Consider the following 26,625-nt stretch of genomic DNA (forward strand, 5'->3'; position numbering starts at 1 on the left):
AACGGCCCTTTTTAGGGCCGTTTTGCTATGTGTACTAAGTTAGTCGTAAAACAGTCTCGAACTGTTTAACATTTTAGGTATATACTCTGCTTATACAATAAAGCGTATTAGGGATAAAAAATGGCCGACAATTTTCGTGTTATATTTGTAGGACTTGCAGAAGGTGCAGACAGCCAAGCAGTGACCACTGCACTGACAGAAAAGCTGAAAACCTCGCCAGAAAAAGTGACTGCTTTTTTTGATGGCAAACCGTTATTTGCCCCTTGCCCCAAAGATAAAGCACTCAAGCAAGCTAAGTTACTTTCAACGCTGGGGATTAAAAGCAAACTTCAGCAAGCTGCGGCTACACAAACGGCATCTCAAACAGCTTACGACAGCCAGCGAGATCAGCGCTTATTTGACGCCCTAGATTACATTACCAGTAGCCTAATTCGCCTTGAAGAAAAACTAGAAGATATTGAGCAACGCCTCCCTGAAGTTGAATTATCATTACCTGATGAAAATAATGAAGTATGGGAAGATGACGATTTAATGCTTGATGAGCCACTCTCTACTACGCCCAAAAAACGCAGTAACCTTGTTTTATATTCGCTGATTTCTACAGCCGTAATATTGCTTATTGTACTTGCTATGTACTTATTATTTCCTAATTTATTCTCTTTTTAATCATGGTTTAGTTATTTAATGAGTAATAATCGCGCACAAATAAGACACGATATTCGTAAAGCACGTAATAACCTATCAAAAAACCAGCAACAATTAGCCGCCGAATCGCTTAAAGTGAATTTTATTCAACACTTAAAAAGCATAAATTCGGCCAAAAAAAGTCATATCGCGCTTTATTTAAGTAATGATGGAGAATTAGATACCTCATTGTTAATTAATGAATTATGGAACACTGACCAGGCTATTTACTTGCCAGTAATTCATCCATTTAATGGGGCTAATTTACTATTTCAACGCTATGAAAAAAACTCACCCATGAGAGCAAATCGCTATGGTATCTTGGAGCCTAAGTTGAACTGCTCTCAAATATGCCCCTTACCTGAGCTTGATTACGTTCTAATGCCATTAGTGGCATTTGATAAATTTGGTAATCGCCTTGGAATGGGAGGTGGGTTTTACGATAGAACATTGGCACGTTTATACGAACAACACTGGCAACAACCGCAACTTATTGGCCTCGCACATGCGTGCCAACAAGTCGATGAGTTACCGATTGAATCGTGGGATGTACCACTAAAAACGATCATAACACCCGATAAAACCTACTGTTGGTAACAACTAATCTTGTAAACTAACAGCCTATTTTGACACCAATGAGCAGACAACAATGACACAAGATGAATTAAAAAAAGCAGCTGCGTGGGCTGCACTCGAGTTTGTAAAAGAAAACACCATAGTAGGTGTAGGCACAGGCTCAACCGTTAATCACTTTATTGATGCCCTAGGCACAGTTAAAGACACCATCGTTGGTGCAGTATCAAGTTCAGAAGCATCTACAGCGCGCTTAAAAGAGCTTGGCATAGAAGTGTTTGAGCTTAACGATGTAGCGGCACTCGACGTGTACGTTGATGGCGCAGATGAAATTAACGCCCTAAACGAAATGATTAAAGGCGGCGGTGCGGCGCTTACCCGAGAGAAAATAGTAGCAGCAGTAGCGAAACAGTTTGTGTGCATTGTTGATGATACAAAACTAGTCGAAACCTTAGGAGACTTCCCTCTTCCGGTTGAAGTTATTCCGATGGCACGTAGCTACGTTGCCCGTGAATTATTAAAACTAGGTGGTGACCCAGTTTATCGCCAAGGTGTAGTAACCGATAACGGCAACGTTATTTTAGATGTACATAATTTAAAAATTACCCATGCTAAACAGCTTGAAACACAAATAAATCAAATTGTTGGCGTAGTTACCAACGGCCTATTTGCAGAGCGCGGTGCTGATAAAGTGATTATCGGCACTAAAAATGGGCCACAAATTAAATAGGATATGGTTATGAGTAAGGTATCGTTAGCAAAAGACAAAATTAAAATTCTCTTGCTTGAAGGTGTTCACCAAAGCGCTGTTGAAACGCTAAAACGTAACGGTTATAGCAATATCGACTACGTTAAAACATCGTTGCCAGAGGACGAACTTATAGAGCGTATTAAAGATGTGCACTTTGTGGGGCTTCGTTCTCGTACTCATATTAACGAATCTGTATTAAACGCAGCTGAAAAGCTAGTCGCTGTAGGTTGCTTTTGTATTGGTACAAACCAAGTAGATTTAAACGCAGCACGTGAGCGCGGTATTGCGGTATTTAATGCCCCGTTTTCAAATACCCGCTCTGTTGCTGAGCTTGTACTTGGTGAAATACTGCTGTTATTACGTGGAATTCCTCAGCGTAATGCTGCTGCCCACCGCGGCGGTTGGTTAAAAACAGCCAACGGCTCGTTTGAAGCGCGCGGTAAAACCTTAGGTATTATTGGTTACGGCCACATTGGTACTCAGTTGGGCATTATGGCTGAAAATATTGGTATGAACGTGGAGTATTACGACATTGAAGACAAACTGTCTTTAGGTAATGCTACACAAGTACATAACTTAACGCAGCTGTTGCAACGTGCTGATATTATTAGCTTACATGTTCCAGAAACTCCGCAAACTAAAAACCTAATTGGTACAGCAGAGCTTGCCGTGATGAAGCAAGGGTCTATTTTAATCAATGCTTCTCGCGGTACTGTGGTTGATATAGACGCCCTAGCAGAAGCGCTAACAGAGAAGAAGCTTAGTGGTGCAGCCATTGATGTATTCCCAGTTGAACCTAAATCGAATGATGAAGAGTTTATCTCGCCACTGCGTGAATTCGACAACGTTATTTTAACACCGCACATTGGGGGCTCAACTCAAGAAGCACAGGAAAACATTGGTATTGAAGTAGCAGGTAAGCTTGCTAAGTACTCAGATAATGGCTCAACCATTACTGCCGTTAACTTCCCTGAAGTATCACTGCCAGAACTTGCCAACCGCAGCCGCTTGTTACACGTGCATCACAACCGCCCTGGTGTGCTAACGCAAATTAACCAAGCGTTTGCTCAGCACGGTATTAATATTGCCGCGCAGTACTTACAAACGGATGAAGCAATTGGTTACGTGGTTATTGACGTAGATACCGATCAATCTGAAGTAGCACTAAAAGAACTTAGTGCAGTTGAAGGCACAATTAGAGCTCGTATTCTGCACTAAGAAATCAGCTAAAATAATAAAAGCCGTACTTGAGTAATCAAGTACGGCTTTTTTGTTTTAAATTGAATCCGACGACTTATAACTTACAGCTGTTACTTGCCTTTAACTTCTAAATTTATAAACTTAACCAGCTCTTCGGGTTGTCCTGCTAACATCATTAGCTGCTGATTTACTTCCATCATGGTTTTACCTTCAGGTAGTTTAGCCGAAACACTAAGCGAATTTAGGCCTTTAGCAAAGTTAGTTAATGCTTGCGCTATTTCTTCGGTTACCGGCGCTTGTTGTAACTGTTGAGCCAGCATCATTTGCATTTGCTCTAGTGTCATACCTTGTTTGGCTAATTCACTTTCTAGCAAGCCACTTAGCTCACCTTGGTTATCAAGCATTACACTCATAGTACGTGGCTCTAACTGACTCATTGCTTGCATAATAAGTGTTTGCTGTTGCAACTCTTGCTCATAAGTAAGCGGTGTATCACCTGCTGTTTGCTGAGCTTTGCTTATTTCAAGCGAAGCATCCATAAGCGCTTTAGAATTAGCCAGCCCCATATTCATATCAATGCTGGCAATATCGTTGGCGTGTAGTTTAACAACTATATCGCTGTTACCTGATTGCTCATCGTAATCTAATGATGAGTGTAAATCATAGCTGGCCGAGGCAAGTTGTGCATTAGTATCTGCAGGCAGTGTAGCGACAAAGCTTTTATCAAATTGGAAGTTCTTCAGTGTAAAAGCAGTATGAGGCGATATTTTATCGGTTTCGTAACCTGTCACTTCCACATGCTCAACCGTGGCAATATTTTCACCCTCAGGGCTGGTCACTTCTATATTACTAATGGCAACACTATTTGAAATAACACTCGCCGATAGATCTGCATAGTTAAAGCTGGCACCTGTTTGTTCGCTAACCAAAGCCAACTGCTTATCAACCTCAGCGCGTACCTCTTGGGTTGCTACATAGTTTGCATAGCTTACGCCACCCACACCTGCAGCAATAATCGCGGCTGCAATCACTAATTTTTTCATGTTATTTCCTTATTAAACTCTTTATATAAGTGGCTTTAAGCAAGAATAACATTGAGAACATAAGTCGTTAAGCACTTTTTGTTTGCTAATTAATTAAACTAAGTAGCTCGTGCACGGTTTTAACCGGCGTTATTTTGGCACCCAGCCCTTCCATTGATTTATGGTAGTTACGAAATGGGATAAATATTTCAGTAAACCCATGTTGCGCCGCTTCTTTAACACGGGGCACACCACTGTCGATTGGGCGTACATCACCATTTAAACTTAACTCCCCCATAATACAGGTGGTTCGAGGTACAACAAATTCGTTTAAACTACTCAAAAGTGCAGTAACAAGCGCTAAGTCAATACAGGTTTCTGATTCATCAATTTTTAAACCACCGACAATATTAAAAAACGTATCGTGGAATATTTTAGTTTTAGTGTGCTTACGTAAAATACCGGTGAGCATTTTAATCCGGTTCATATTTAAACCAACACATACTCGCTGTGGAAACTCTGCTTCGGTTTCAGTGGTTAAACACTGAATTTCTAGCAGTAAATTACGATTTCCTTTACGGATACAGGTAATTGTCGACCCTGGCGACTCTGTAGTTGAACCCGATAAGAAAATTTCACTGGGGTTATCCACACTGAGCATACCGCGTTCACACATTTTAAAAATGCCGACGGTGTCTATATCACCAAAGCGATTTTTATTAGCACGCAGAGTACGCACTTGACCATCATTGGTATCAATATGTAACAGTGCATCAACTATGTGTACTAAGGTTTGCGGGCCTGCTATTTCATTATTCTTATTTACGTGAGCAATAATAAACATAGTCACGTCGTTTTGCTTACAATATTGAGTCAATGCCTGAGCTGCACTTTTTACCTGAGAAGGTGAACCTGGGCTGCCATTAGCGGTATCGGTGACAACGGCTTGAATAGAGTCGATAACGGCAAACTTAATTTTGTTTTTATCCAGCTCTTCAATAATGGTTTCAACACTGGTTTCTGACAGTAAATAGAGTTCATCTTCGTTGTAATTAAGCTTTAAACGATTAACCCTGTTTTTAAACTGGGATAATGACTCCTCTGCGGTACAGTAAAGTGATGGCATACGCTGAGACATTCTTGCTACTAAATCTGATAGTAGCGTTGTTTTACCCGCTCCAGGATCACCAGAAATAATATTAACTGAGCCGGTGGTTACACCGCCACTTAACACACGGTCAAGTTCACCAATTTCGGTAAGCTGTTTTTCAGCCTCTGCGGTAGCTACATCATTAATTTTTTTAGAGCCACCACCAATGCCACCAGCATAGCCACCTACACTGGCACGAGCAGCTACCTTTTTGTTTTGCCCTGCAGAAGGTTTGAACTCTGCTAAAGTGTTCCATGCACCACAGCGACACTGGCCTTGCCAACGTTGATAGTTCATGCCACATTCTGTACAAACAAACTCTACTTTTGCCGCTTTAGCCATTTAAAACCTTACCTACTATTCTTTATTTTGAAATACACAGTGTTAAGCGCTTATTTTGCCATTGCAGGCTTTGTCTTAGCAACAACGTCTTGTGGAACAGCGCATTTAGTCTCACACTGATACTATATTAATGTAGTTTCACTTAGTCCACTTTAAGGCATGTTTCTTGCTTTAAAAAACTAATAAACCCTTGCCAATTAATTGGCTATTAGAAAATAACAATAAATAACCTAAACTTTGGTTAAGAGATTTACTAACATGTTGAATCAAAAAGATATTTGTGCTTATTATTCTCTAGCTAGAGATTTTTAGTGAAACAAGGCGAAATTACGCGTCAATAACTCTAGTCTATTGCAAGTAAATTAAACGCAGTTAGCGCTGAAAATAGCTGCTTGAGATGGATTTATTATCCGGAGTTCAGGTTAAACACAAGTATAGTTACGCAGAGTATCGAGGCCGCATTTGACGGTTTTGCGAGATTCTATTTATTAAATACTCTAATAAATAATTGCAAAAGTATACCTACTTTTTAAATTAGACGGTGATGATTTATAAATGGCTGAAGACGTATTGCTTAAGCATGAAGCGCTTGTAAATGAATTAAAACAGTATTTGGGAAATGCTAAGTTTGATCTCATTTTCAAGTCAAAAACTGCAGAGTTAACTAAACCCGAGCAGTTTTTAATAAAAATGGAAATGTCTCGTTTATCTCAGCCGATAGACCGCTTTATTGATCTACGTGGTTTAGTCAACGGCCAAGTAAAGCCTTATGAATACAAAAACAAGCAACACTTTATGGATGACAACGCAATTGAAGTATTCGAAGCGGCAATAAAGCAACATAAAGGCTACACCCTGGCAGTTTACGAAGCGGTAATGAATACCGACAATAATTATCGGGTATTACAACAGCAATCAACCACAGCAAAAAAAGTAGAACCGCAACGCAAGCTAACTACCAATGTTATTAAGTTTGCAGCCTATGAAAGTCGTAGTGAAGAGCGAATGAATTACTCAATAAAAATTACCATTGAGTATGACAGGCAAGCAAAAATTGACGCTAGCACCTCTGATATTTCTCTCAGTGGCTGTAAAATTAAGTTGGCGTCGCGATATAGCTTAAAAAAAGGTCAGCCTATTACTATGCACTTAGTAGGCTTAGAGCAAGACTTTCAGTTAGGCCTTAAAAGTGGTGTTAAATATGAAGTTGTGGCGATAGAAAACACCTCAGATGAATTTAATCATATCCGCTTAAAACGTACATTTGAAGAAAATAACAGCGCGTTTGATCGGTTTTTAGAAAGCTTTATTCATGGTAATAAACGCCGTTATAAAGTGAACTTAGATAACACCCTTGATGCGGTTATTTCTAAGGGGTATGAACAATATTACATCCCTAGGGTTAATTCTCTATATGTTTTTATTAGCCAGAAAAGCGGCGTTTATTATCCGAGCCTGAGCTTAACCACCGAAAACAGTTTATTTATTCAGCGTTACTTTACTGACGAAGGCAAAAAATCTTGCCTATACAGTGTGTTAAACCATAAACGCATTCGTACCTTGGCACTAAAACCAGTGGCTGTAAAAGAAGAGTACTTATATACCTTTACTCATGTCTCTGCAGGAAAAATTTATTACTACTCAGCAACTCGTTCCGAGCTTGAGCAACACGCACAATTAAAAGCGTTATTTTTTGGTTTTGGTAGCCGCAGAGACAGTTGGCGCTGCTTTAAATTACAACTAATGCCAAGTCACACTGAGGATGCTTATATTCCTTTATCTTTACCTAACTCGTTGGGTAAAAATATTGAAAAACTAAACAAGCCGCCTTCACCGCGTGTTGAGGGCGCTATAAAAGACGTAAAATATTTAATGCTGCTTACCCAAGTAGGTAATAAACATGAACAACAGCATTATCAACATTACGAGTTTAATAAGGCCTTAGCTAACAAGCTGAAGTTTTTTGGCCACAGTAAGCATGAATCTCCTCCTGAGCTAAATACTGTGCCTCTAGAATATGTAAATCTTCGCTCTAATAAGCGCTATTTATACAAAACTAATGTGGTAATTAATACCCGTGATGCGGTACTACATGGGCATACCCGTGATTTTTCAATATTTGGCTTACAGCTAGAGTGCAATCAAGAAGTGAACTTTAAAAAAGGCGATATTGTTTCGTTATCATTTCCCGATTTGCAAAAAATTACCAAAAGTTATTCCCTCAGCCACATTCAGTATGAAGTAATGGCAGTAAGCAAATCGCTGACTACTATTAATTTGAAAGCGCATGTAGATAAAGGCTCACCTCATACTGGGGTCGATTTTTTTACCCTTTTAATTAATAGCAATAAACAAAAATTAAAAGTAGCTGAAGAGTCACCTAAAGTACCCGGGCTTTCTACGGCACTCAGAAATATGGTGACCAAAACGCTGTGTCAGTTCCCAATTTATCTACATAAATCAATGGCACATTTCGAAATTGGCGCCATGGGATTTGGTTTATACCCAAGCCCATTACATGTTATTTTGCAAAACTTTGCTCTGTTAAATGCTCAAACAGACTTATCGAATATTATTACTAAAGCACACATAATTGATGTGATCACACCTAATATTAAAGATCGCACCCGCCAAGATCCACCGTTAGAGTTTAGTTTGGTAATTAACTTCGATCCTAAAAAAGAAAATATAGCCGATGCTATTACCAGTCAATGTGTTTTAGGTACTGACTGCAGCGAGTTTAAGCAGCAAATAAGTAAAGGGCTGAAGTCTGAACTGGTTTTTATAATGCGTTTATATATTTCACGTACTGGTCGACTCGATACTGATTACTTAGCAAACGAGCTAAAATACGTAAGCCAATACGCAATTCACAAAGCCAAAGACTTAGAGGATGCCTTGTGGTCTGTATCAGGTGTTGGCGACATTATTGATGTAAGTAATGAAGCGCTTGAGCATTTATCGCTCAACCAACAACAGGTTGAGCAAATGTCTAGGCGCAAACTAATTTGGTTAAACCGTTTACGTTAAACCTGTGATGGGTTTAGCGGAACCGCCAGCATATATAACAGTTGTAATAACGAGCCTTGGCATATAGCAGCTTGGGCTTGTTCAACTACTTTAGGTTTACCATGCACAGCAACGCCTAAGCCAGCATGAGCCATCATTTTTAAATCGTTTGCGCCATCACCAATGGCAACAGTTTGACTTTTTTCAAGCCCCAGTTTTTGTTGTAAGGCATTTAAAACAACCGCTTTTTGCTCAGCATCAACAATCCCACCTAACACCTTACCTGTTAGTTTATCGTCTTTAAATTCAAGCACATTGGCATGCACTTCATCTAAATTAATCAACTCCTGCACTCGCTCAGCAAACGGCACAAAACCGCCCGATGCAATCGCTAAATACCAATCGTGGTGTTTTAAAATTTGGCATAACGCTTTAATTCCCGGCATTAAAGGCAGTGTACTTTTAAGCTCATCAATTAAACTCTTTTCAATGCCTTCAAGCTTAGCAACACGTTGGTATAAGCTTTCACTAAAATCAAGCTTGCCTGCCATTGCCTGCGCGGTCACGCTGGCAACCTCGTCGTATACATTAGCCAAACGTGCAATTTCATCAATACACTCAATAGTAATGGCTGTTGAATCCATATCCATTACCAATAATCCCGGTTTTTGTAAGTCAGGAGGGGTGGTAACTTGCACTAACTGGCATGCCAAGGTATTTGCAAAAGTTTGAAGTTCGAGAGGATTTATTGCGCGCTCTGCATTTTCTATGTAGAAGCACAATGCCGGAGATAACCCTAAATCTGGCTGATATTGACAAATTGCTGTTACATTTTGCTGGTGAGCCGCAAAAAATTCAATAATGCTATTAATATGCTGCGTATTAAAGTCACCGCCAAATGCAATACCAAATAGCCCTTGGTTTCTGTTCGGTGTTGTATTTAGTGGTGTAAAAACACCTTGTTGGTAGCTAAACCACTTATTAAGAATAAGTGATGATGATAATAGCTCAGCGCTTTGCTGTGCCATGTTCGCGTTCGACATGGGATCTCCGTTTATATTTCCTGACATTTAGCTCATTGATAATAAGGATATGAGATACAAAATTCGCCATCAGGGGGGATTTAGGGTTATAGTGTAGTTGTAACATCAAATCAAAATGCTGTCAGCAGCATAAACGGTGACTATGAAAAATAACCATCTTAAAAATCCACTTACAGCCTCGCAAAAAAAGCGTTTAATTCGTTTGTTATTGGCCGCTGGCTGCTTTGTATTATTAAGCTGGGTAGGAATAAACAGTAGCTTTCAAAGCCATCAACTACTGTATGATAATGCTAATAGCGCAGCCAAGTCACTCACTCAGTTTATGGCACTGAATGCCAAAAACCCGCTGATAGAGAAAAACAAATCGCAGCTCACCACCTTGTGCAACAATATTAGTAAAGATGAGTTTGTTCTTTCAGCCACCATTTATGATAAACAAGGTGTAGTGCTTGCAAGCAGCGATAACTGGCAATCACATCATGTATATGGTTTATTACCAGACTCATCGCCTGGCATTAGTAAGTTAAAAACACCGTTTGTTGAACAAGTTATTTCTGACGACAATCGCCCTATTGGCTTTGTATCTATTACCTATTTAACGCGTGCTGCGGTATCTTCAAGCCATAATCATTTTCACGATTTAGGTCGCCAAGTATTACTTATGCTAGTGATTGCCTGTATTTTTACTTGGCAATTAGGCCGAGGGTTAAAACGCTGGCAAGTAAATCGCTATATACAAAAAACCTCAGAGCACGAATCATAAAGCTGCTCAGCTAATCGATATTTATCGCTATTTGGTTTTAAACTATGAAGCGTATTAAACACGTTAGGAATATGCAGAGGGGTATTTATTTCCCCTTGATAACCATTTAGCGGCATTGAAGGTGAATCAGTCTCAAGCACTAAATGCTGTGGCTCAAGCTTTGCTACAACCGCACGCGTTTTAGCAGCCCGCTCATAGGTTATAACCCCACCCACTCCAAGCTTAAAGCCCATTTTTATATAGTACTGTGCTTGTTGTATTGAGCCTGAAAAAGCATGGATCACACCGCCATTCTTAGGTTTACAACGCTTAAACGATTGCGCTATTAAATCATGGCTTTGTCTGTGATGCACAATCAGCGGTAACTCAAGCTCATTGGCAAGGGCTATTTGCTGCTCAAACAGAAAAGTTTGTTTTTCAAGATTTTCGATACTGCGATCGAGACCGCACTCCCCAATAGCCACCAGCTGAGTTTTGTTTGTTTTAGCAAAGTTATACAGCGATTCTAAGTGCGATTGCTGATGTTGCGCTAAAAAGTAAGGATGTAGCCCTGCAGCTATTCTAATTTGTGGGTAGGTTGCTTTAAACTCGAGTAATTTTTGAGATTGCGCCAAGCTAATACCTGGCACAATAAATTGATTAATGCCCTTTGCTACACAAGCATTAATAAGTGATTCGCGGTTTGTATCAAACTCACTAAAATCAAGATGACAATGCGAGTCTATAAATTGCAAAGCTAGCAGCCAACTAAGGATTTAAGCGTGTTATTTGCCAGCTATTGTCGGCTTGACGCTGATACATAAAGCGATCATGCAAACGATGAGCACCGCCTTGCCAAAACTCGATTTTTTGCGGCACAACACAATACCCGCCCCAAAAGTCAGGGAGTGGAATTTCACCTTTAGCGAACTTGTTTTTCATGTTGGCAAAGGTTTCCATTAGCACTTTACGCGACGAAACTGGACGGCTTTGTTGCGACGCCCATGCGGCTAATTGGCTTTCCTTAGGGCGAGATAAAAAGTATTTAGCGACTGCCGATGTAGGTAATGGCTGCGCTTCACCATACACAATTACTTGGCGCTCCATAGGATGCCAGGGAAAGTGCAAGGAAATTTTATTATTGCCTTTAAGCTCTTGTGCTTTACGTGAACCGGTATTAGTAAAAAACACAAAACCGTTATCATCTAAATGCTTTAGCAACACAATACGCTGTGAAGGCTGACCTGTTTCATCGACCGTAGCGACGACCATAGCCGTAGGATCAGGCAAATTACTACCAACAGCATGCTCAAGCCAAGTTTCAAACTGCTTAAACGGATCATCAAGCAAGTTGTCTTCACTGAGCGCATCTTGCAAGTATTCACGACGAATATCTTCGAGTTTCATAAACAAATCCTTCTAAAGAGCTATCAGCTATCAGCTATCAGCTATCAGCTATCAGCTATCAGCTATCAGCTACAAAATTGGTGAACATACCGAACAGTATCAATATAAATCTAACACCTAAACCTAAAATTATCTGTAAGTCTAGGAGTGCTAGCAAGGCGGTAAAACTATTTATGCATAGGAGCATACGGTTTGTATGTGACTTAGGCTAAATAGTTTTACCAACGCAGCTAAAGCGAACTACACAACTCAGATATCTGCAAGTGTAGGAGTGCTGACAAGGCGAAGTGCTTTATTATGCCAAGGAGCATACATATAGTATGTGACTTAGGCTAAAAAAGCACGACAACGCAGTCAAAGCGAACTACACGCAGCAGACGGTGATTACATTTGCTCCATGACTTCAATGCCTAACAGATCCAATCCTGTTTTCAGCGTATCTGCCACTAAATTACACAACACTAAACGGCTATCACGAACACTTGGCTCTACGCCCTCTTTAAGTACTGGGCAAGCTTCGTAGAATGTCATGTATAAGCTAGCTAGTTCGTATAAGTAACCACATAATACGTGCGGTGTGGCTTCATTGATCATCAGATCAAGGACTTCTTCTAACTGCAATAATTTAAGCGCGAGGGTTTTCTCTTGCGGCTCAATAATGCTCACATCAGCCTTTAAGCTTGCAGCATCAACACCTGACTTACGGAAAATACTGCGAACACGCGTATACGCATATTGTAAGTAAGGGGCTGTTGCGCCTTCAAAACTTAGCATGCTGTCCCAGTTAAAAATGTAATCGCTGGTACGATGCTTAGAAAGGTCTGCGTATTTAACCGCGCCAATACCTACTTTACGGGCAATTTCACTACGGTCTTCGTCAGATAAATCTGATTCACGCTCAGCGAGTTTAGCTGCTGCGCGAGTAATTGACTCTTCAAGTAAATCAGCTAATTTTACCGTGCCGCCTGTACGGGTTTTGAATGGTTTGCCATCAGCACCCATCATGGTGCCAAATGGGCAAAATTCGTAACTGGTTTCATCGCGTAATAAACCAGCTTTACGCGCAGTAAGCTCCACTTGATTAAAGTGAAGGCTCTGGCGCGCATCAACAAATATCAAAATACGCTCAGCGCCTAGTTTGTTTGAACGGTAATCACACGCCGCTAAATCTGTGGTTGCATATAAGAAGCCGCCACCTGATTTTTGCACGATAAACGCTGAAGGCTCACCGTCTTTATTTGCCAGCTCATCTAAAAATACCACCTGTGCGCCTTGCGACTCTACTGCAATATTTTTATCTTTTAATAAGCTTATAATATCGTTAAGTTCACTGTTATATGCACTTTCAGCCATAATGTCGGCAGGCGTCAGTGTTACATTTAAACGCTTATATACTTCTTCAGAGTGTTTCACTGAAGTGGCAATAAATAGCTTCCACAGTTTTTCACAGTGAGCGTCGCCACCTTGCAGTTTAACTACATAGTTACGTGCTTTATCGGCAAAGCCTTCTTCGTCATCAAAACGTTTTTTCGCATCGCGGTAAAAAGTTTCTAAATCAGCAAGCGCAACAGTGTCTAAATCAACACCTTGGTTAATTTGATCTTCTAAATGTGCAATCAACATGCCAAATTGTGTGCCCCAATCACCCATGTGATTTTGACGTACAACGGTATCGCCTCTAAATTCAAGTGCGCGTACTACCGCATCACCAATAATAGTTGAGCGTAAGTGACCTACGTGCATTTCTTTTGCAAGGTTAGGCGATGAGTAATCAACCACTACTTTTTGTGGTTTTGCATGCTCGTTTACTGCAAGTTTTGCGTGATTATTAGCAGCTTGTACGCTTTGTGCTAAAAACTCCGGCTTTAAGTGAATATTAATAAAGCCAGGGCCAGCAATTTCAGTTTTTTCGGCAATGTCGCTTACATCTAACTGATCAATAATTTTTTGTGCTAATTCACGCGGGTTGCTTTTCATTTTTTTAGCTGCGCCCATCGCGCCATTAATTTGGTAATCACCAAACTGTGGGCGTGTGCTTTGCGTAACCGCTGGGTTAGTATCTTCAGGTAGGCCTGCGGCGGTCATAGCGGCAATGGCTTTTTCTACTAAAATAGTACGAATATTCATGATATTATTTACCTTTATAAGCCCGCCAAAGCAGGCTTTGTGTTAATGCTAGTGGCTAAGTGTTAGTTTTCACGAGTGTGGTTAAATGTCACTTCTGGGTAACGCTCAGTCGACAAGTTAAGGTTTACACGACTCGGCGCGATATAAGTTAAATTATCGCCACCATCGAGTGCTAAGTTGCTTTCGCACTTACGCTTAAACTCTTCAAACTTTTTAACATCATCACAGCTAACCCAGCGGGCTGTATTTACATTCACGCTTTCGTAAATTGCATCAACGTTGTACTCAGCTTTTAAACGCGCTACAACCACGTCAAACTGCAACACACCTACCGCACCTACAATTAAGTCATTATTAATTAATGGTCTGAATACTTGTACTGCACCTTCTTCTGAAAGCTGTACCAATCCTTTTAATAACTGTTTTTGTTTTAATGGATCGCGCAAACGAATACGACGGAACAATTCAGGGGCGAAGTTTGGAATACCGCTAAACTTAATTTTTTCGCCTTGGGTAAAGGTATCACCAATTTGAATCGTACCGTGGTTGTGTAATCCAATAATATCACCGGCGTAAGCATCAGCCGCACGCTCACGATCGCCCGCCATAAAGGTTACCGCATCAGAAATACTCACTTGTTTACCAATACGCACATGATTCATTTTCATGCCTTGGCTGTATTTACCCGATACAATACGCATAAAGGCAATACGGTCACGGTGTTTTGGATCCATGTTGGCCTGAATTTTAAATACAAATCCAGTGAAGTTTTCTTCTGTTGCCACAACTTGGCGGTCTTCAGTCTCACGTGGTAATGGGGTTGGCGCCCATTGAGTTAACCCATCTAGAACATGGTCAACACCAAAGTTACCGAGTGCAGTACCAAAGTATACTGGCGATAGTTCACCCGCTAAGAATAAATCTAAATCAAATTCGTGTGATGCACCAATAACCAGCTCTAACTCGTCACGTAATTGCGCTGCAAGTTCATCACCAATAGCTTGGTCAAGCTCAGGGTTATCTAGCCCTTTAATGCTGCGCACTTCTTGAATAGTGTGGCCTTGACCCGTTTTGTATAAAATGGTTTCTTCGTTATGGATATGGTAAACACCTTTAAACTCTTTACCACAGCCAATTGGCCACGTAATCGGTGCACAGGCAATATTTAGCTCTGTTTCTACTTCGTCGAGTAGTTCCATTGGGTCGCGAATATCACGGTCACATTTATTCATAAAGGTAACAATAGGCGTAGTGCGTAGGCGTGTTACTTCCATTAGTTTACGGGTACGTTCTTCTACACCTTTAGCGGCATCAATTACCATTAAACATGAATCTACCGCGGTTAAAGTTCGGTAGGTATCTTCAGAGAAGTCTTCGTGTCCTGGCGTATCAAGCAGGTTTACCAAAGCCTTATTATATGGAAATTGCATTACTGAGGTCGTTACAGAAATACCACGCTCTTTTTCCATTTCCATCCAGTCAGACTTAGCATGCTGATTAGAACCACGGCCTTTTACCGTTCCAGCTTTTTGAATTGCTTGTCCGAATAACAATACTTTTTCAGTGATAGTGGTTTTACCCGCATCCGGATGCGAGATGATCGCAAAGGTACGGCGTTTATTAATTTCGCTAAGGAGATTTTGGTCTGCCATTAAAAAGGTTCTTTTAGTTGATATACGGATGTATTTATATTTTAGTATGCTGAGCTTTTAAGGCTAAAAACAAGCCAACCTCGAAAGCTCAACATACCCCAACAAGAACCCAAATTAGCTCTTGTGACGCTATCCGTTAAGTTAATCGTAATTGAAGACTATTTTCGCTGATCTTGGCGCTATAAACAATCAATGGTTGGTTATTAACGGATCTTTTTTAACTTTGGTATTTTCAGCGATTATTAACAATAACGCTATAAATTGCCCACTAACTTAACACCAAGCTTGAGTAATAGTGCTGTAAATCATATTATTGGTCGATTACATGGAGGATTTGATGTTGGGTAATGAAAACCAGTAAGCTAAGTATTCGATTATTATGGTATATAACTCCACTGGTTATACTACCGTTGTTATTTTTAGGCGGGTTCACGCTCACTAATGTAACCAACTCTACGCAAAAACAAGCCGACTTGATCATGAGTCGCTTTGTAGAGCAGCAACAACAAAAAGTATTCAACTATATTGATTCCTTTCATGCAACGGCCAAGTTACTCTCTGCTTCACCCGTGCTGAGTGACTTTTTAGCTAAAGATTTATTTGAAGACGCCAGCTATACGTATCGTCTTGGTGCACTAATGGACGTATTTGCTAGTTATAGTGAAGCCTATCCCGACATTATTAGCATAAATTTAGTCTCAAAAACCGGTGAAAGTGATGCCTATTACTCCAGTAATTTAACCGTAGCGCCCAAGTCATACCCATTTTTTGATCAAGTTATACAAAGTAATTTAAGCCAACAACAGTTTATGGTGCAAAAAGAAGATGGCACCACCAACTTATACTTTGTGCAACGCATATACAGTGTCGACTATTATCTAAAACGCCCACAGCAACTCGGTTTTATTGTGCTTAAGGTCGACCCTTCAATTTTAAACACCAGTATTTTAGAAGCGCCTTATAACAACACCTTAAATTTGTTACTGGCCAGTGATGGTAAAATTTTATTTAGCTCTGATTATAAAATGCGCGGCCACTATGTTAGTGAGTATGAACTAAATAAAATTAACGACTTAGCGGATATAGGTAGCTTATCAACCATTGAGCTTTCAAGTGTTGATAAAATAGAGCGACTGATTTTTGCAGCTCAAATGAGTGGCGGCTACTATTATGTGTCGACTATTCCTAAAGCGGTGTTATATCAATCGGGCAAAGCAATTAGTGTGATCACCGGGCTAATTGTAATTATTTCCGTGATCACCCTACCAATCTTAATTTTTATTGTGGTGCGTAATTTACTACTTAACCCAATAGAATTACTAGGTGAAGCAAGTCATCGTGTTGGTGATGGCGACCTCTCAGTCACACTGCCCGCTTATACTACGGATGAAGTAGGGATACTGTTTAACGACTTTAATCACATGATTAACCAAATTAAGCATTACCAACAGCAACTAGAAGAATATAAGCATCACTTAGAAGACAAAGTAGAGAGCCGTACTAAGGCACTTGAGTCGATGAACAGCAAGCTTGAAACCGCTATTGCCCAAGCAGAACAAGCAAACCAGCTTAAAAGCCGATTTTTAGCTAATATGAGCCATGAAATTCGCACACCGCTCACCGCCATTATGGGGTTTACCGAGCAACTACTGCATAGCGAAAAACCAACCAATGACAAACACCATTTAGGCACTATTTTACGTAACTCAAAGCACTTATTAGAGCTTATTAATAACATTCTTGATCTATCAAAAATTGAAGCCGAAAAGCTCGCGGTTGAACAAACGCCGTTAAATGTTGTGCAGCTTATCCATGATGTTGAATCAATTATTAAACCTTTAGCACAAGAGAAACAGCTATTATTTAAAATTAATTATGCATTTCCGCTACCACACACCATAAATAGTGATATTACTCGTTTAAAACAAATACTCATTAATATTGCCAGTAACGCGGTTAAATTTACTGAGCAAGGCCAAGTTACAATAACCGCTAAATACCAAGCACCAAAAACACTTACCTTTGTTATAGAAGATACCGGTATTGGTATGTCTTCAAACCAAATAAGCCGATTATTTACGCCATTTGAACAAGCTGATGCTACTACCACACGTCGGTTTGGAGGTACGGGATTAGGGCTGTGTATTTCAAAGAATCTAGCTCAGTTACTCGGTGGTGATGTCAGCGTAACCAGTGAAGTGGGTGTGGGCAGTTGCTTTACTATCGATATAGACTGTCATTTGAGTAATGGCTTAGGTAATAACTTATTGTTAACCGAGCATTCCCAACTTACACCAGAAAAAGATCCGCAGCTGTCTTTTGCAACCAACAGCTTTGATGCGCATATTTTGGTAGCAGAAGATAACCCCGATAATCAGTTATTGATTAAATTACTATTACAAACATGGGGATTAGAGCCCGATATAGCCAACAATGGTGCACAAGCCGTAGAAATGGCATTGGTGAACGACTATCAGCTTATAATCATGGATATGCAAATGCCGGTTATGGGCGGCTTAGAAGCAACTAAAATGCTTAGAGATGCCGCCTACGATGGCCCTATTATCGCCCTGACCGCGAATGTAATGAATCATGATATTGATACTTACCTTGAAGCAGGCTGTGATAAAGCGCTGGGTAAACCCATTGATAAAGACGCACTGGAAAATGTATTAGTCAGCTACTTACACCTTGAACGTGATAACCAAAACAAGTGGGATAGCTTATTAAAGAGTGAAAAGTTTCAGCAAATAAATGCTAATTATTTGGCAAGTTTGCCAGATTATTTACAACAGATAAAAACTCTATATAACAGCCGGGACTGTGAGACATTACGCGCCCTTGCTCACAGTATTAAAGGCAGTGCTGGTTGTTTCAACTTTGATGACATTTACCATAGCGCCTCAGCCGTTGAACACAGCTTAAAAGGCAATGATATGCCACAAAGAGAAAAGTGCGTTGCAGAACTTATTGCCGCAATAGAGCAAGCCATCGCTAATAAGTAATCCTTAAAAATTTAAACCCAGTGCCATGCCCATTAAAATCGCGTCTTCAAAGCCGTTTTTATTGGGTGCATCACTGGGGTAATAATTTTTACGCACTGACATTTCAATAAAGCCCGCACGTTCATACAAAGCAATTGCCCGCGTATTAGACTCTCGCACTTCTAAAAATAAGTTTTCAGCGCTTTGTTGCTCACCGTACGCTATAAACTGCGTTAATAACTGCTGAGCAAACCCTTTCCCCTGAAAGCTCGGAGCAACACAAATATCCATTAAGGTAAAATCGGGTCCTGCTTTTTCACCAATGTAAAAACCTATCATTTGCTCGTCATCGAACGCGGCTAAATTAAAATAGCGGCCCTGCAAACACGACTGCATTGTTTTTAATGTCCAAGGGTGAGTATGGCAGGAAGTTTCAATAGCCATAAGCTCATTGATATTCTCATCACTAACCGACTTAAAGTGTATCAAGGTGTTCACTCATTAATGCCCATAACGCACGTTTTTGTGCACTGGACAGGGTGGAATCAGGTAAGCCTAATTGTTGCTCACTAAACTCAATGGTTGATGATTTAACAATCTTGTTTATTGTTACTGGCGCAAATGCACGCTCAATATCATCTTTTAACGTATCACAGAGTATTAACGATGAATTAGCTGACTGCTCTGACGGAGCTGGGCGAAAGTGTTGATTAAGTTCAAGCTTTTCTATACCAAAAACAGATGCGTAACGTGAATGCATAACGACTCGATGGAATTAGTAAGTTGAATAATATATGAAGTAATCAAAACGATGTAAAGAAGAAATGGCAGGGGCGGAGAGATTCGAACTCCCAACCGTCGGTTTTGGAGACCGCTGTTCTACCAATTGGAACTACGCCCCTGCAATGACGATGAATTATAAAGACCTTTTGACAAAGGTAAAGTAAAAAATCAATTTTTTGGTTTGTTTGCTTTTTAAATAAACAAAACGGCGAATTAGCATGCTAATTCGCCGTTAGTTATTACTTAATTATAACTATGAGAGGGTTATTCCCATTCGATAGTTGCAGGTGGTTTACCTGAAATATCGTAAACAACACGTGAGATACCGTCGATTTCATTAATGATACGGTTTGAAACCACACCTAAGAATTCATACGGTAAATGTGACCAACGCGCAGTCATAAAGTCGATGGTTTCTACACAACGAAGTGAAACAACCCAATCGTACTTACGTGCATCACCCATAACCCCTACCGACTTAACCGGTAAGAATACAGTAAACGCTTGGCTTACTTTATGGTAAAGCTCTGCTTTGTGAAGCTCTTCAATGAAGATAGCATCAGCGCGGCGAAGTAAATCACAGTACTCTTTTTTGATTTCGCCAAGTACACGCACACCTAAACCTGGTCCTGGGAATGGGTGACGGTAAAGCATGTCGTACGGTAAACCTAGCTCTAAACCAATTTTACGTACTTCGTCCTTAAATAACTCACGTAATGGCTCTACTAAGCCCATTTTCATGTCATCTGGTAGGCCGCCCACATTATGGTGCGATTTAATTACGTGCGCTTTACCAGTCGCTGAAGCCGCTGATTCGATTACGTCAGGGTAAATTGTACCTTGGCCTAACCATTTTGCGTTTTTAAGCTTTTTAGCTTGCTCATCAAATACATTAATAAACGTGTGGCCAATGGCTTTACGCTTATCTTCAGGATCTGATTTACCTGCTAAGTCATTTAAGAATTGATCTTCGGCATCTACTTTAACAATGTTTAAACCAAACTTATTGCCAAACATGTCCATTACTTGTTGGCCTTCGTTTAAACGAAGTAGCCCGTTATCAACAAATACACAGGTTAGTCGCTCACCAATAGCACGGTGAATAAGCATAGCTACAACCGATGAATCTACACCGCCTGATAAGCCTAAAATAACTTCGTCGTCGCCAACGGTTTCTTTGATACGCTCAATAGCATCATCAATGATTTTTGCTGGCGTCCATAATTTTTCACAACCACAAATATCAATAGCAAAACGCTCTAATAAGCGTTGACCTTGATGTGTGTGTGTTACTTCTGGGTGAAATTGTACGCCGTAAAAGCGTTTTTCTTCGTTAGACATTGCCGCATGTGGGCAAGTAGATGTTTTAGCAGTGGTTTTAAAAGTATCTGGAATTTCCATTACTTTATCGCCGTGGCTCATCCACACATCTAGTACGCCATTACCGCCATCAGTAATGTGATCTTCAATGGCATCAAATAATGCACAGTTACCCACTTTTTCAACTTGTGCGTAACCAAATTCTTTTTTATCTGAGCTATGTACACGGCCGCCAAGCTGCGTTGCCATAGTTTGCATACCGTAACAAATACCAAGTACTGGAACGCCTGCATTAAATACATACTCAGGAGCACGTGGGCTGTTTTCAAGCGTAGTTGATTCTGGGCCACCTGAAAGGATAATACCTTGTGGGTTAAACTCGCGAATTTGCTCTTCGGTTACATCCCAAGCCCAAAGCTCACAATAAACACCAATTTCGCGCACGCGACGGGCGATTAACTGCGTGTATTGTGAACCAAAATCTAAAATGAGGATTCGTGAATCGTGAATGTCTTTGCTCATGAAGTATCTCGTAAAGTCAGGTGCTAAACGCCACCAGCTTAAGCTGTGTGACTGTATTAGGGCTAACAAAGGTTAGCCCACTTATTTCAAGTTGTTAAGGCTGATTAGCCTAAACGGTAGTTCGGTGCTTCTTTAGTGATTTGCACATCATGAACATGCGACTCACCCATACCAGCAGAAGTTACACGTACAAACTGTGGTTTAGTGTTTAACTCTTCGATTGTGGCACAACCGGTTAAGCCCATTGCACTGCGAAGACCACCCACTTGTTGGTGAATAATGGTTGCAATTGGCCCTTTATAAGCAACACGACCTTCAATACCTTCAGGTACTAACTTGTCAGCTTGGTTTGATTTTTGGAAGTAGCGATCTGATGAACCTTCTTTTTGATCCATCGCACCTAGGCTACCCATACCACGGTAAGACTTGTAGTAGCGACCTTGATAAAGTTCAACTTCACCAGGTGCTTCCTCTGTACCCGCGAGCATAGAGCCAACCATTACACACGATGCACCCGCAACGAGTGCTTTTACAATATCACCTGAGAAACGAATACCGCCATCGGCAATCACTGGAATATCGCGACCTTTAAGGCCTTCAACCGCATCTGAAATGGCTGTTATTTGTGGTACACCACAACCAGTAACAATACGTGTAGTACAAATAGAACCTGGGCCGATACCTACTTTAACGGCATCAACACCAGCATCTGCAAGGGCAATGGCACCTTCGGCAGTTGCCACGTTACCCGCAACAATTTGTAAATCAGGGTAAGCTTGACGAGTCGCTGCAACACGGTCAATAACACCTTGAGAGTGACCATGAGAAGTATCGATTAGTAGTACATCAACACCGGCTTCAACTAATGCAGCAATACGCTCATCAGTACCTGCGCCAACACCTACCGCAGCACCTACACGTAAACGACCTTGCTCGTCTTTACATGCATCTGGTTTGTCTTGTGCTTTTTGGTAATCTTTTACGGTGATCATGCCTTTAAGTTTAAACGCATCATCAACCACAAGAATCTTCTCAATGCGGTGTTCGTGCATTAAGCTTAAGATATCTTCGCGAGCAGTTCCCTCTTTAACCGTTACTAGGTTTTCTTTTTTCGTCATCACTGTTGAAACCGGCTGTTCAAGCTTAGTTTCAAAGCGCATATCACGACTAGTTACAATACCTACAAGGTTATTTTCGCTATCGGTGACCGGAAAACCTGAGAATCCCTTTTCCTGAGACAGCTCAACGGCATCTGCAATAGTCAGATCGGCGGTTACTGTAACAGGGTATGAAACAATACCTGCTTCATAGGTTTTAACTTTACGAACATTTTTCGCTTGTTCTGCAATGGTCATGTTTTTATGAATAAAACCAAGACCACCTTCCTGCGCGAGGGCAATAGCTAAACGAGCTTCTGTAACAGTATCCATAGATGCTGAAATGAGCGGCAAGTTAAGTTTGATACCACGCGTTAAGCGAGTTGAAATATTTGCCGTGTGTGGCAAAACAGTAGAATGACCAGGTACTAAAAGTACGTCATCAAAGGTAAGAGCTTCTTTAGCGATTCTAAGCATTTTGGCAACTTCTCACATGTGGATCTAAGATAAGGAATTGCGGCCAAATTTTAACAGCGTTGTGGGCACTAGTAAATAATATTTTGTATTTATTTATGATAAGCTAGATTTATAAATGTTTTTTGGTAGTTTTTATGTTTTCTAAGCCCTCGCAAACGGTTTATACCGTATCTCGCCTTAATCGTGAAATACGTGCCTTACTTGAACAAGGTTTTGCGTCTTTAGTACTCACTGGTGAAATTTCTAACTTTATTGCGCCTGCTTCTGGGCATTGGTATTTTTCGTTAAAAGACGATAAAGCGCAAATTAAAGCCGCCATGTGGCGAGGCAATAATCGCAACCAAAGTTACCGACCAATTAACGGCGCACAAGTAACCGTTAAAGCACGTGTATCTTTGTACGAACCCCGTGGTGACTACCAGCTTATTGTTGAACATATGGAGCCTGCCGGCGAAGGGCAACTAAAACTTGAGTTTGACGCGCTAAAAATGCGCTTGGCTGCAGAGGGCTTATTTAGCTCTGCTTATAAAAAACCCCTACCCCAAAACATAAATCGCATCGGGGTGATCACCTCACCTACAGGCGCCGCAATCAAAGATATTTTAACTGTGCTAAAACGTCGTGCTCCGCAATTAGAAGTCGTTATTTACCCTGCGATGGTGCAAGGCAAAGAAGCGCATGGCCATTTAATCAAGCAAATAGAGCTGGCAAATCGTCGTAACGAAGTCGACGTTATTATACTCGGACGCGGTGGTGGTTCATTAGAAGATTTATGGTGTTTTAATCATGAGCAACTTGCTCGCACTATTTATCAAAGCGCACTACCCATTGTGAGCGCTGTTGGCCATGAAATAGACACCACGATTAGCGATTATGTCGCTGATGTGCGCGCAGCAACCCCCTCGGCGGCAGCGGAGCTAGTAAGTCCCAATACACAAGAGCTACATAATAGGGTTAATCAATTAGTTAGCCGTTTAGCGAATGCATTTAAACATGACATTGCCGATAAACGCGCACTAGCAATTCAACTACAGCACCGCTTAAATTTATGCCACCCGCGCAATCAGCTAAACCAAAAATCACAACGCTTAGATGAGTTGAGTATTGCACTGCAACAGGCAATGCGTCAGCTTTTATACCAGCAAGAACGCGTGTTAGCTAATTTAACTCCACGCCTAATGTGCCAATCACCAGATAAAAAGCTCGCACAAGCAAGCCATCTGTTAGCCCAGCTACATGCAAGGTTACACCAAGCTATGCAGCAGCAACTACAACACGCAAATAATACGCTTGCCTTACAGGCGAGTCGGCTTGATTCGGTTAGCCCCCTTAATGTATTAGCGCGCGGTTACAGCATAACGAAAACGGCGCAAAATAAAGTGGTTAAATCAGTGGAAGATGTAAAAGTGGGTGATGTTTTAATTACAGAGCTTGGCGATGGCACAATAAAATCAACAGCGTCGTAAACATTTTAGCTAAAGCTCTGTTGTCATTAGCATGGTTAATTCACTGTCGCTGGAGGTTGAGGTTGTTCTTTTAAACTGCAGCCAAAACTCTTGTTTCATTAATTTATCATTGAGTTTTCGCCAGTGGGTATGGTCGAACGAATCTTTATCTGTTGGTGCGGCTAATTTAAATTTACAAACCGATGTTTTACACTCTGCGCTCACAATATCAGGCATTGCGACTAAATCTGCAGTAAGTAAAAAGTCTTGCAGTGCTGTTTCAGTTTGATAAGCCCACTCCTCATTGCGTATTTGTTCATCGAACTGTGCTTGTAAAGCGGCTTCGATATCATTTGGGGCACGCAGCTCTTTTAGAACACGATTCATGGTTACTTTTTGCTCAGCAAGCTGCTTTTTTAATTCAACAACTTGTGCTTCAAGAGGTAGCTCATCTACAGATGAAGCTGCTAATAAATTTGAGTCCACATCGTTCATTTCTTTTGAAGCAACGGCATTATTTGCAACTACACTATTAGTGTTGTCTGTCACTTTGGTCGTATCGCTTTTTTTGTGTTGCACAATACTAGGCTGTTGATGTTCAACTTCTGTAATAACAAACTTTTCAGGTGCAGTAGCAAAAAAATTTAAATAACCCCACGTTAAGCTAACACCTGACACAAAACCGCCAAGAAGCATTAAAAAACTATGTTTGTTCATTTTAATTCCCTTTAATTTTTATTTTTTAAAGCATTGCACTGGTGTGCGATTCGTTTTCTGGCTCGGGATACTCTAAAAAGTTTTGATTCATACTTTCTGCCGGACACTCACAATCGGGACGACCAATAATTTTTGCAGGTACGCCAACAGCAGTTGTGTGAGGTGGTACAGGGCTTAGTACCACAGAGCCTGCACCAATACGTGCGCCCTCGCCCACTTCAATATTACCCAACACTTTAGCACCCGCACCAATAAGTACGCCCGCTCTAATTTTAGGATGGCGATCACCTTGCTCGTTACCCGTACCACCTAATGTAACCGATTGTAATATAGATACATTATCTTCAATTACTGCAGTTTCACCTATAACAATACCGGTGGCATGGTCAAACATGATGCCTTGGCCTACTTTACAAGCAGGGTGAATATCAACCCCAAACACCTCTGAGGTACGGCTTTGAATAAAGCGAGCCAGCTCTTTACGGTTTTGTTGCCATAAGCAGTTTGCTAAACGATGTGCTTGTATCGCATGAAACCCTTTTAAATTTAAAATCACAGTAAGGTAGGTTTCGGCTGCAGGGTCACGATCTTTTACTGCTTTAATATCATGAGCAACATGTGTCAGCATGCGGTCACACTTTACAAAAGCTTGGTCAAACAGCTCACGGATTGTAAAAGCAGAAACCACAGCGTCAGCCAGTTTATTAGCAACAATAAAACTCAATGCCGACCCTAAGCACTCATGATTTAAAATACACGAATACACATGGCTCGCTAAAAGGGGTTCACGAGTTACTACTTCATTTGCTTCACTACGAAGCTGTTGCCAAATTTCATGACGCATAATAATGCCTTAAGTTAGTACAAAGAGCCTACCGCTAATTCTAACGGATTTAGCCGCCTAGGTGTTAATGCCTTCGTTATTTGTTCTGGTTATTAGATATAACCAGTTAAGTTTCAGGTTTATATTACTTTTTTCAAGTCATGTCATATGACAGCTAGGCAGGTTTAAGCATTTATGCAAAAATAAAATAAGTTAATAAAAATCAGTAAATAACAACATATGACAGCACGTGTGTCATGTGCCAAAATGGCCACTGGCGTACTGCTGACGGCGTAAAAAATAATAATAAACGCTAAATTAGCATCATCAACTCAACAAGGATAACGATGATGAAAAACGACATATTAAATACAAAAAAACTTGGTTATAAATTTTACTTTCAAGATGGCGATAACCAAATAGCCTGTTTTGGAAGCTACTTTACTGGTAAAGAAGAAGTCTATATTAACGATGACTTAGTTAGCAGTAGACGCAGTGTTAATATAAAAAGCTCACACAAATTTGATTTTGAAAACTCGCAGTACCAAGTGAAGTTTGACATGCTCAATATACTGACTGGGCGACTTGAATGCACCCTATATAAAGATCAAGAAGTGCTTGCCAAGCAAGTTCAAAGTAGTCTTCCTAGCGATCCTAAAAAAGCGGTTTTTTTTATTCTAGGTTGTGCATTAGGTGGTGCAGTATTTGGCTATACTACAGCAGCAGTCGTAGAGCTATTTGTAGGGAAACTTTAA

General features: G+C 40.6%; 22 protein-coding genes and 1 tRNA gene. 9 read left to right on the forward strand and 14 right to left on the reverse strand.

The genetic code is table 11. The features are described 5' to 3' along the window. Positions 1–120: 120 nt before the first annotated feature. From AC27JR_RS03135 to serA, 4 genes are read left to right on the forward strand one after another with little or no spacing between them, the layout of a single operon-like run. Entirely contained in the window at positions 121–666 is a 546-nt protein-coding gene (locus tag AC27JR_RS03135; protein WP_487172760.1) for a hypothetical protein, read from the forward strand. An 18-nt stretch (positions 667–684) separates the two neighbouring features. Then, positions 685–1,281: a 5-formyltetrahydrofolate cyclo-ligase gene (locus AC27JR_RS03140; RefSeq protein ID WP_487172761.1), complete on the forward strand. Its 597-nt coding sequence runs from the start codon at positions 685–687 to the stop codon at positions 1,279–1,281. A gap of 52 nt (positions 1,282–1,333) precedes the next feature. Further along, complete coding sequence (rpiA, locus tag AC27JR_RS03145; RefSeq protein ID WP_487172762.1) at positions 1,334–1,987, forward strand: ribose-5-phosphate isomerase RpiA; 654 nt, start codon at positions 1,334–1,336, stop codon at positions 1,985–1,987. A gap of 9 nt (positions 1,988–1,996) precedes the next feature. Continuing rightward, entirely contained in the window at positions 1,997–3,226 is a 1,230-nt protein-coding gene (gene serA, locus AC27JR_RS03150; protein WP_372858996.1) for a phosphoglycerate dehydrogenase, read from the forward strand. Positions 3,227–3,318: 92 nt separating this feature from the next. Here serA and AC27JR_RS03155 read toward each other — a convergent pair whose 3' ends face one another. After that, the gene (locus AC27JR_RS03155) at positions 3,319–4,251 is read right to left on the reverse strand and encodes a hypothetical protein (protein WP_487172763.1); all 933 of its coding nucleotides are present in this window, start codon (positions 4,249–4,251) and stop codon (positions 3,319–3,321) included. A gap of 85 nt (positions 4,252–4,336) precedes the next feature. Then, complete coding sequence (gene radA / locus AC27JR_RS03160; protein WP_008110304.1) at positions 4,337–5,722, reverse strand: DNA repair protein RadA; 1,386 nt, start codon at positions 5,720–5,722, stop codon at positions 4,337–4,339. 555 nt (positions 5,723–6,277) lie between these two features. Here radA and AC27JR_RS03165 point away from each other — a divergent pair. Next, positions 6,278–8,752 carry a PilZ domain-containing protein gene (locus AC27JR_RS03165; protein ID WP_487172764.1) on the forward strand — a complete coding sequence of 825 codons (2,475 nt, stop codon included), beginning with the start codon at positions 6,278–6,280 and terminating at the stop codon, positions 8,750–8,752. Here AC27JR_RS03165 and serB read toward each other — a convergent pair. Continuing rightward, the gene (gene serB, locus AC27JR_RS03170; protein WP_008110300.1) at positions 8,749–9,774 is read right to left on the reverse strand and encodes a phosphoserine phosphatase SerB; all 1,026 of its coding nucleotides are present in this window, start codon (positions 9,772–9,774) and stop codon (positions 8,749–8,751) included. The two genes, AC27JR_RS03165 and serB, sit on opposite strands and share 4 nt — an antisense overlap. Positions 9,775–9,916: 142 nt before the next feature. Here serB and AC27JR_RS03175 point away from each other — a divergent pair, with 142 nt between their 5' ends. Beyond that, positions 9,917–10,537: an AhpA/YtjB family protein gene (locus tag AC27JR_RS03175; RefSeq protein ID WP_487172765.1), complete on the forward strand. Its 621-nt coding sequence runs from the start codon at positions 9,917–9,919 to the stop codon at positions 10,535–10,537. On the opposite strand, the gene AC27JR_RS03180 is transcribed toward AC27JR_RS03175, so the two are convergent. The 4 genes from AC27JR_RS03180 to prfC form a co-directional block, all read right to left on the reverse strand. After that, a complete protein-coding gene (locus AC27JR_RS03180; RefSeq protein WP_487172766.1) occupies positions 10,504–11,271 on the reverse strand; it encodes a TatD family hydrolase in 768 nt (255 codons plus the stop codon). The genes AC27JR_RS03175 and AC27JR_RS03180 overlap by 34 nt on opposite strands. Before the next feature lie 13 nt (positions 11,272–11,284). Then, positions 11,285–11,923, reverse strand: coding sequence for a pyridoxamine 5'-phosphate oxidase (gene pdxH / locus AC27JR_RS03185; protein ID WP_131691498.1), 639 nt, complete (start codon positions 11,921–11,923; stop codon positions 11,285–11,287). A 384-nt stretch (positions 11,924–12,307) separates the two neighbouring features. Beyond that, complete coding sequence (argS, locus tag AC27JR_RS03190) at positions 12,308–14,050, reverse strand: arginine--tRNA ligase (protein WP_028833914.1); 1,743 nt, start codon at positions 14,048–14,050, stop codon at positions 12,308–12,310. A 62-nt stretch (positions 14,051–14,112) separates the two neighbouring features. Next, positions 14,113–15,702, reverse strand: coding sequence for a peptide chain release factor 3 (gene prfC, locus AC27JR_RS03195; protein WP_487172767.1), 1,590 nt, complete (start codon positions 15,700–15,702; stop codon positions 14,113–14,115). A 347-nt stretch (positions 15,703–16,049) separates the two neighbouring features. Here prfC and AC27JR_RS03200 point away from each other — a divergent pair, with 347 nt between their 5' ends. Further along, positions 16,050–18,707, forward strand: a complete 2,658-nt coding sequence (locus AC27JR_RS03200; protein WP_487172768.1) for an ATP-binding protein — start codon at positions 16,050–16,052, stop codon at positions 18,705–18,707. A 3-nt stretch (positions 18,708–18,710) separates the two neighbouring features. Here AC27JR_RS03200 and rimI read toward each other — a convergent pair whose 3' ends face one another. The 5 genes from rimI to guaB all read right to left on the reverse strand — a co-directional run bounded on the left by rimI (position 18,711) and on the right by guaB (position 22,885). Further along, positions 18,711–19,175, reverse strand: a complete 465-nt coding sequence (rimI, locus tag AC27JR_RS03205; protein WP_076918465.1) for a ribosomal protein S18-alanine N-acetyltransferase — start codon at positions 19,173–19,175, stop codon at positions 18,711–18,713. After that, entirely contained in the window at positions 19,162–19,446 is a 285-nt protein-coding gene (locus AC27JR_RS03210; RefSeq protein WP_131691575.1) for a hypothetical protein, read from the reverse strand. The genes rimI and AC27JR_RS03210 overlap by 14 nt, the downstream gene beginning before the upstream one ends. A 65-nt stretch (positions 19,447–19,511) precedes the next feature. Further along, a tRNA-Trp gene (locus AC27JR_RS03215) sits at positions 19,512–19,588 on the reverse strand. Between the two features lie 145 nt (positions 19,589–19,733). Continuing rightward, entirely contained in the window at positions 19,734–21,311 is a 1,578-nt protein-coding gene (gene guaA / locus AC27JR_RS03220; RefSeq protein ID WP_033102837.1) for a glutamine-hydrolyzing GMP synthase, read from the reverse strand. A 104-nt stretch (positions 21,312–21,415) separates the two neighbouring features. Then, positions 21,416–22,885, reverse strand: a complete 1,470-nt coding sequence (gene guaB, locus AC27JR_RS03225; RefSeq protein WP_008110278.1) for an IMP dehydrogenase — start codon at positions 22,883–22,885, stop codon at positions 21,416–21,418. A 134-nt stretch (positions 22,886–23,019) separates the two neighbouring features. Here guaB and xseA point away from each other — a divergent pair, with 134 nt between their 5' ends. After that, positions 23,020–24,351 (forward strand): exodeoxyribonuclease VII large subunit, encoded by a 1,332-nt coding sequence (gene xseA / locus AC27JR_RS03230; protein WP_487172769.1) that lies wholly within the window; start codon positions 23,020–23,022, stop codon positions 24,349–24,351. Positions 24,352–24,360: 9 nt separating this feature from the next. On the opposite strand, the gene AC27JR_RS03235 is transcribed toward xseA, so the two are convergent. Then, positions 24,361–25,047 (reverse strand): hypothetical protein, encoded by a 687-nt coding sequence (locus AC27JR_RS03235; RefSeq protein WP_487172770.1) that lies wholly within the window; start codon positions 25,045–25,047, stop codon positions 24,361–24,363. Between the two features lie 25 nt (positions 25,048–25,072). Beyond that, positions 25,073–25,891: a serine O-acetyltransferase gene (gene cysE, locus AC27JR_RS03240; protein WP_010387694.1), complete on the reverse strand. Its 819-nt coding sequence runs from the start codon at positions 25,889–25,891 to the stop codon at positions 25,073–25,075. A 326-nt stretch (positions 25,892–26,217) separates the two neighbouring features. On the opposite strand from cysE, the gene AC27JR_RS03245 reads away from it, so the two are divergent. Continuing rightward, positions 26,218–26,625 carry a hypothetical protein gene (locus AC27JR_RS03245; RefSeq protein ID WP_487172771.1) on the forward strand — a complete coding sequence of 136 codons (408 nt, stop codon included), beginning with the start codon at positions 26,218–26,220 and terminating at the stop codon, positions 26,623–26,625.

The sequence above is a fragment of the Pseudoalteromonas sp. NH0006-26 genome (assembly GCF_057552415.1).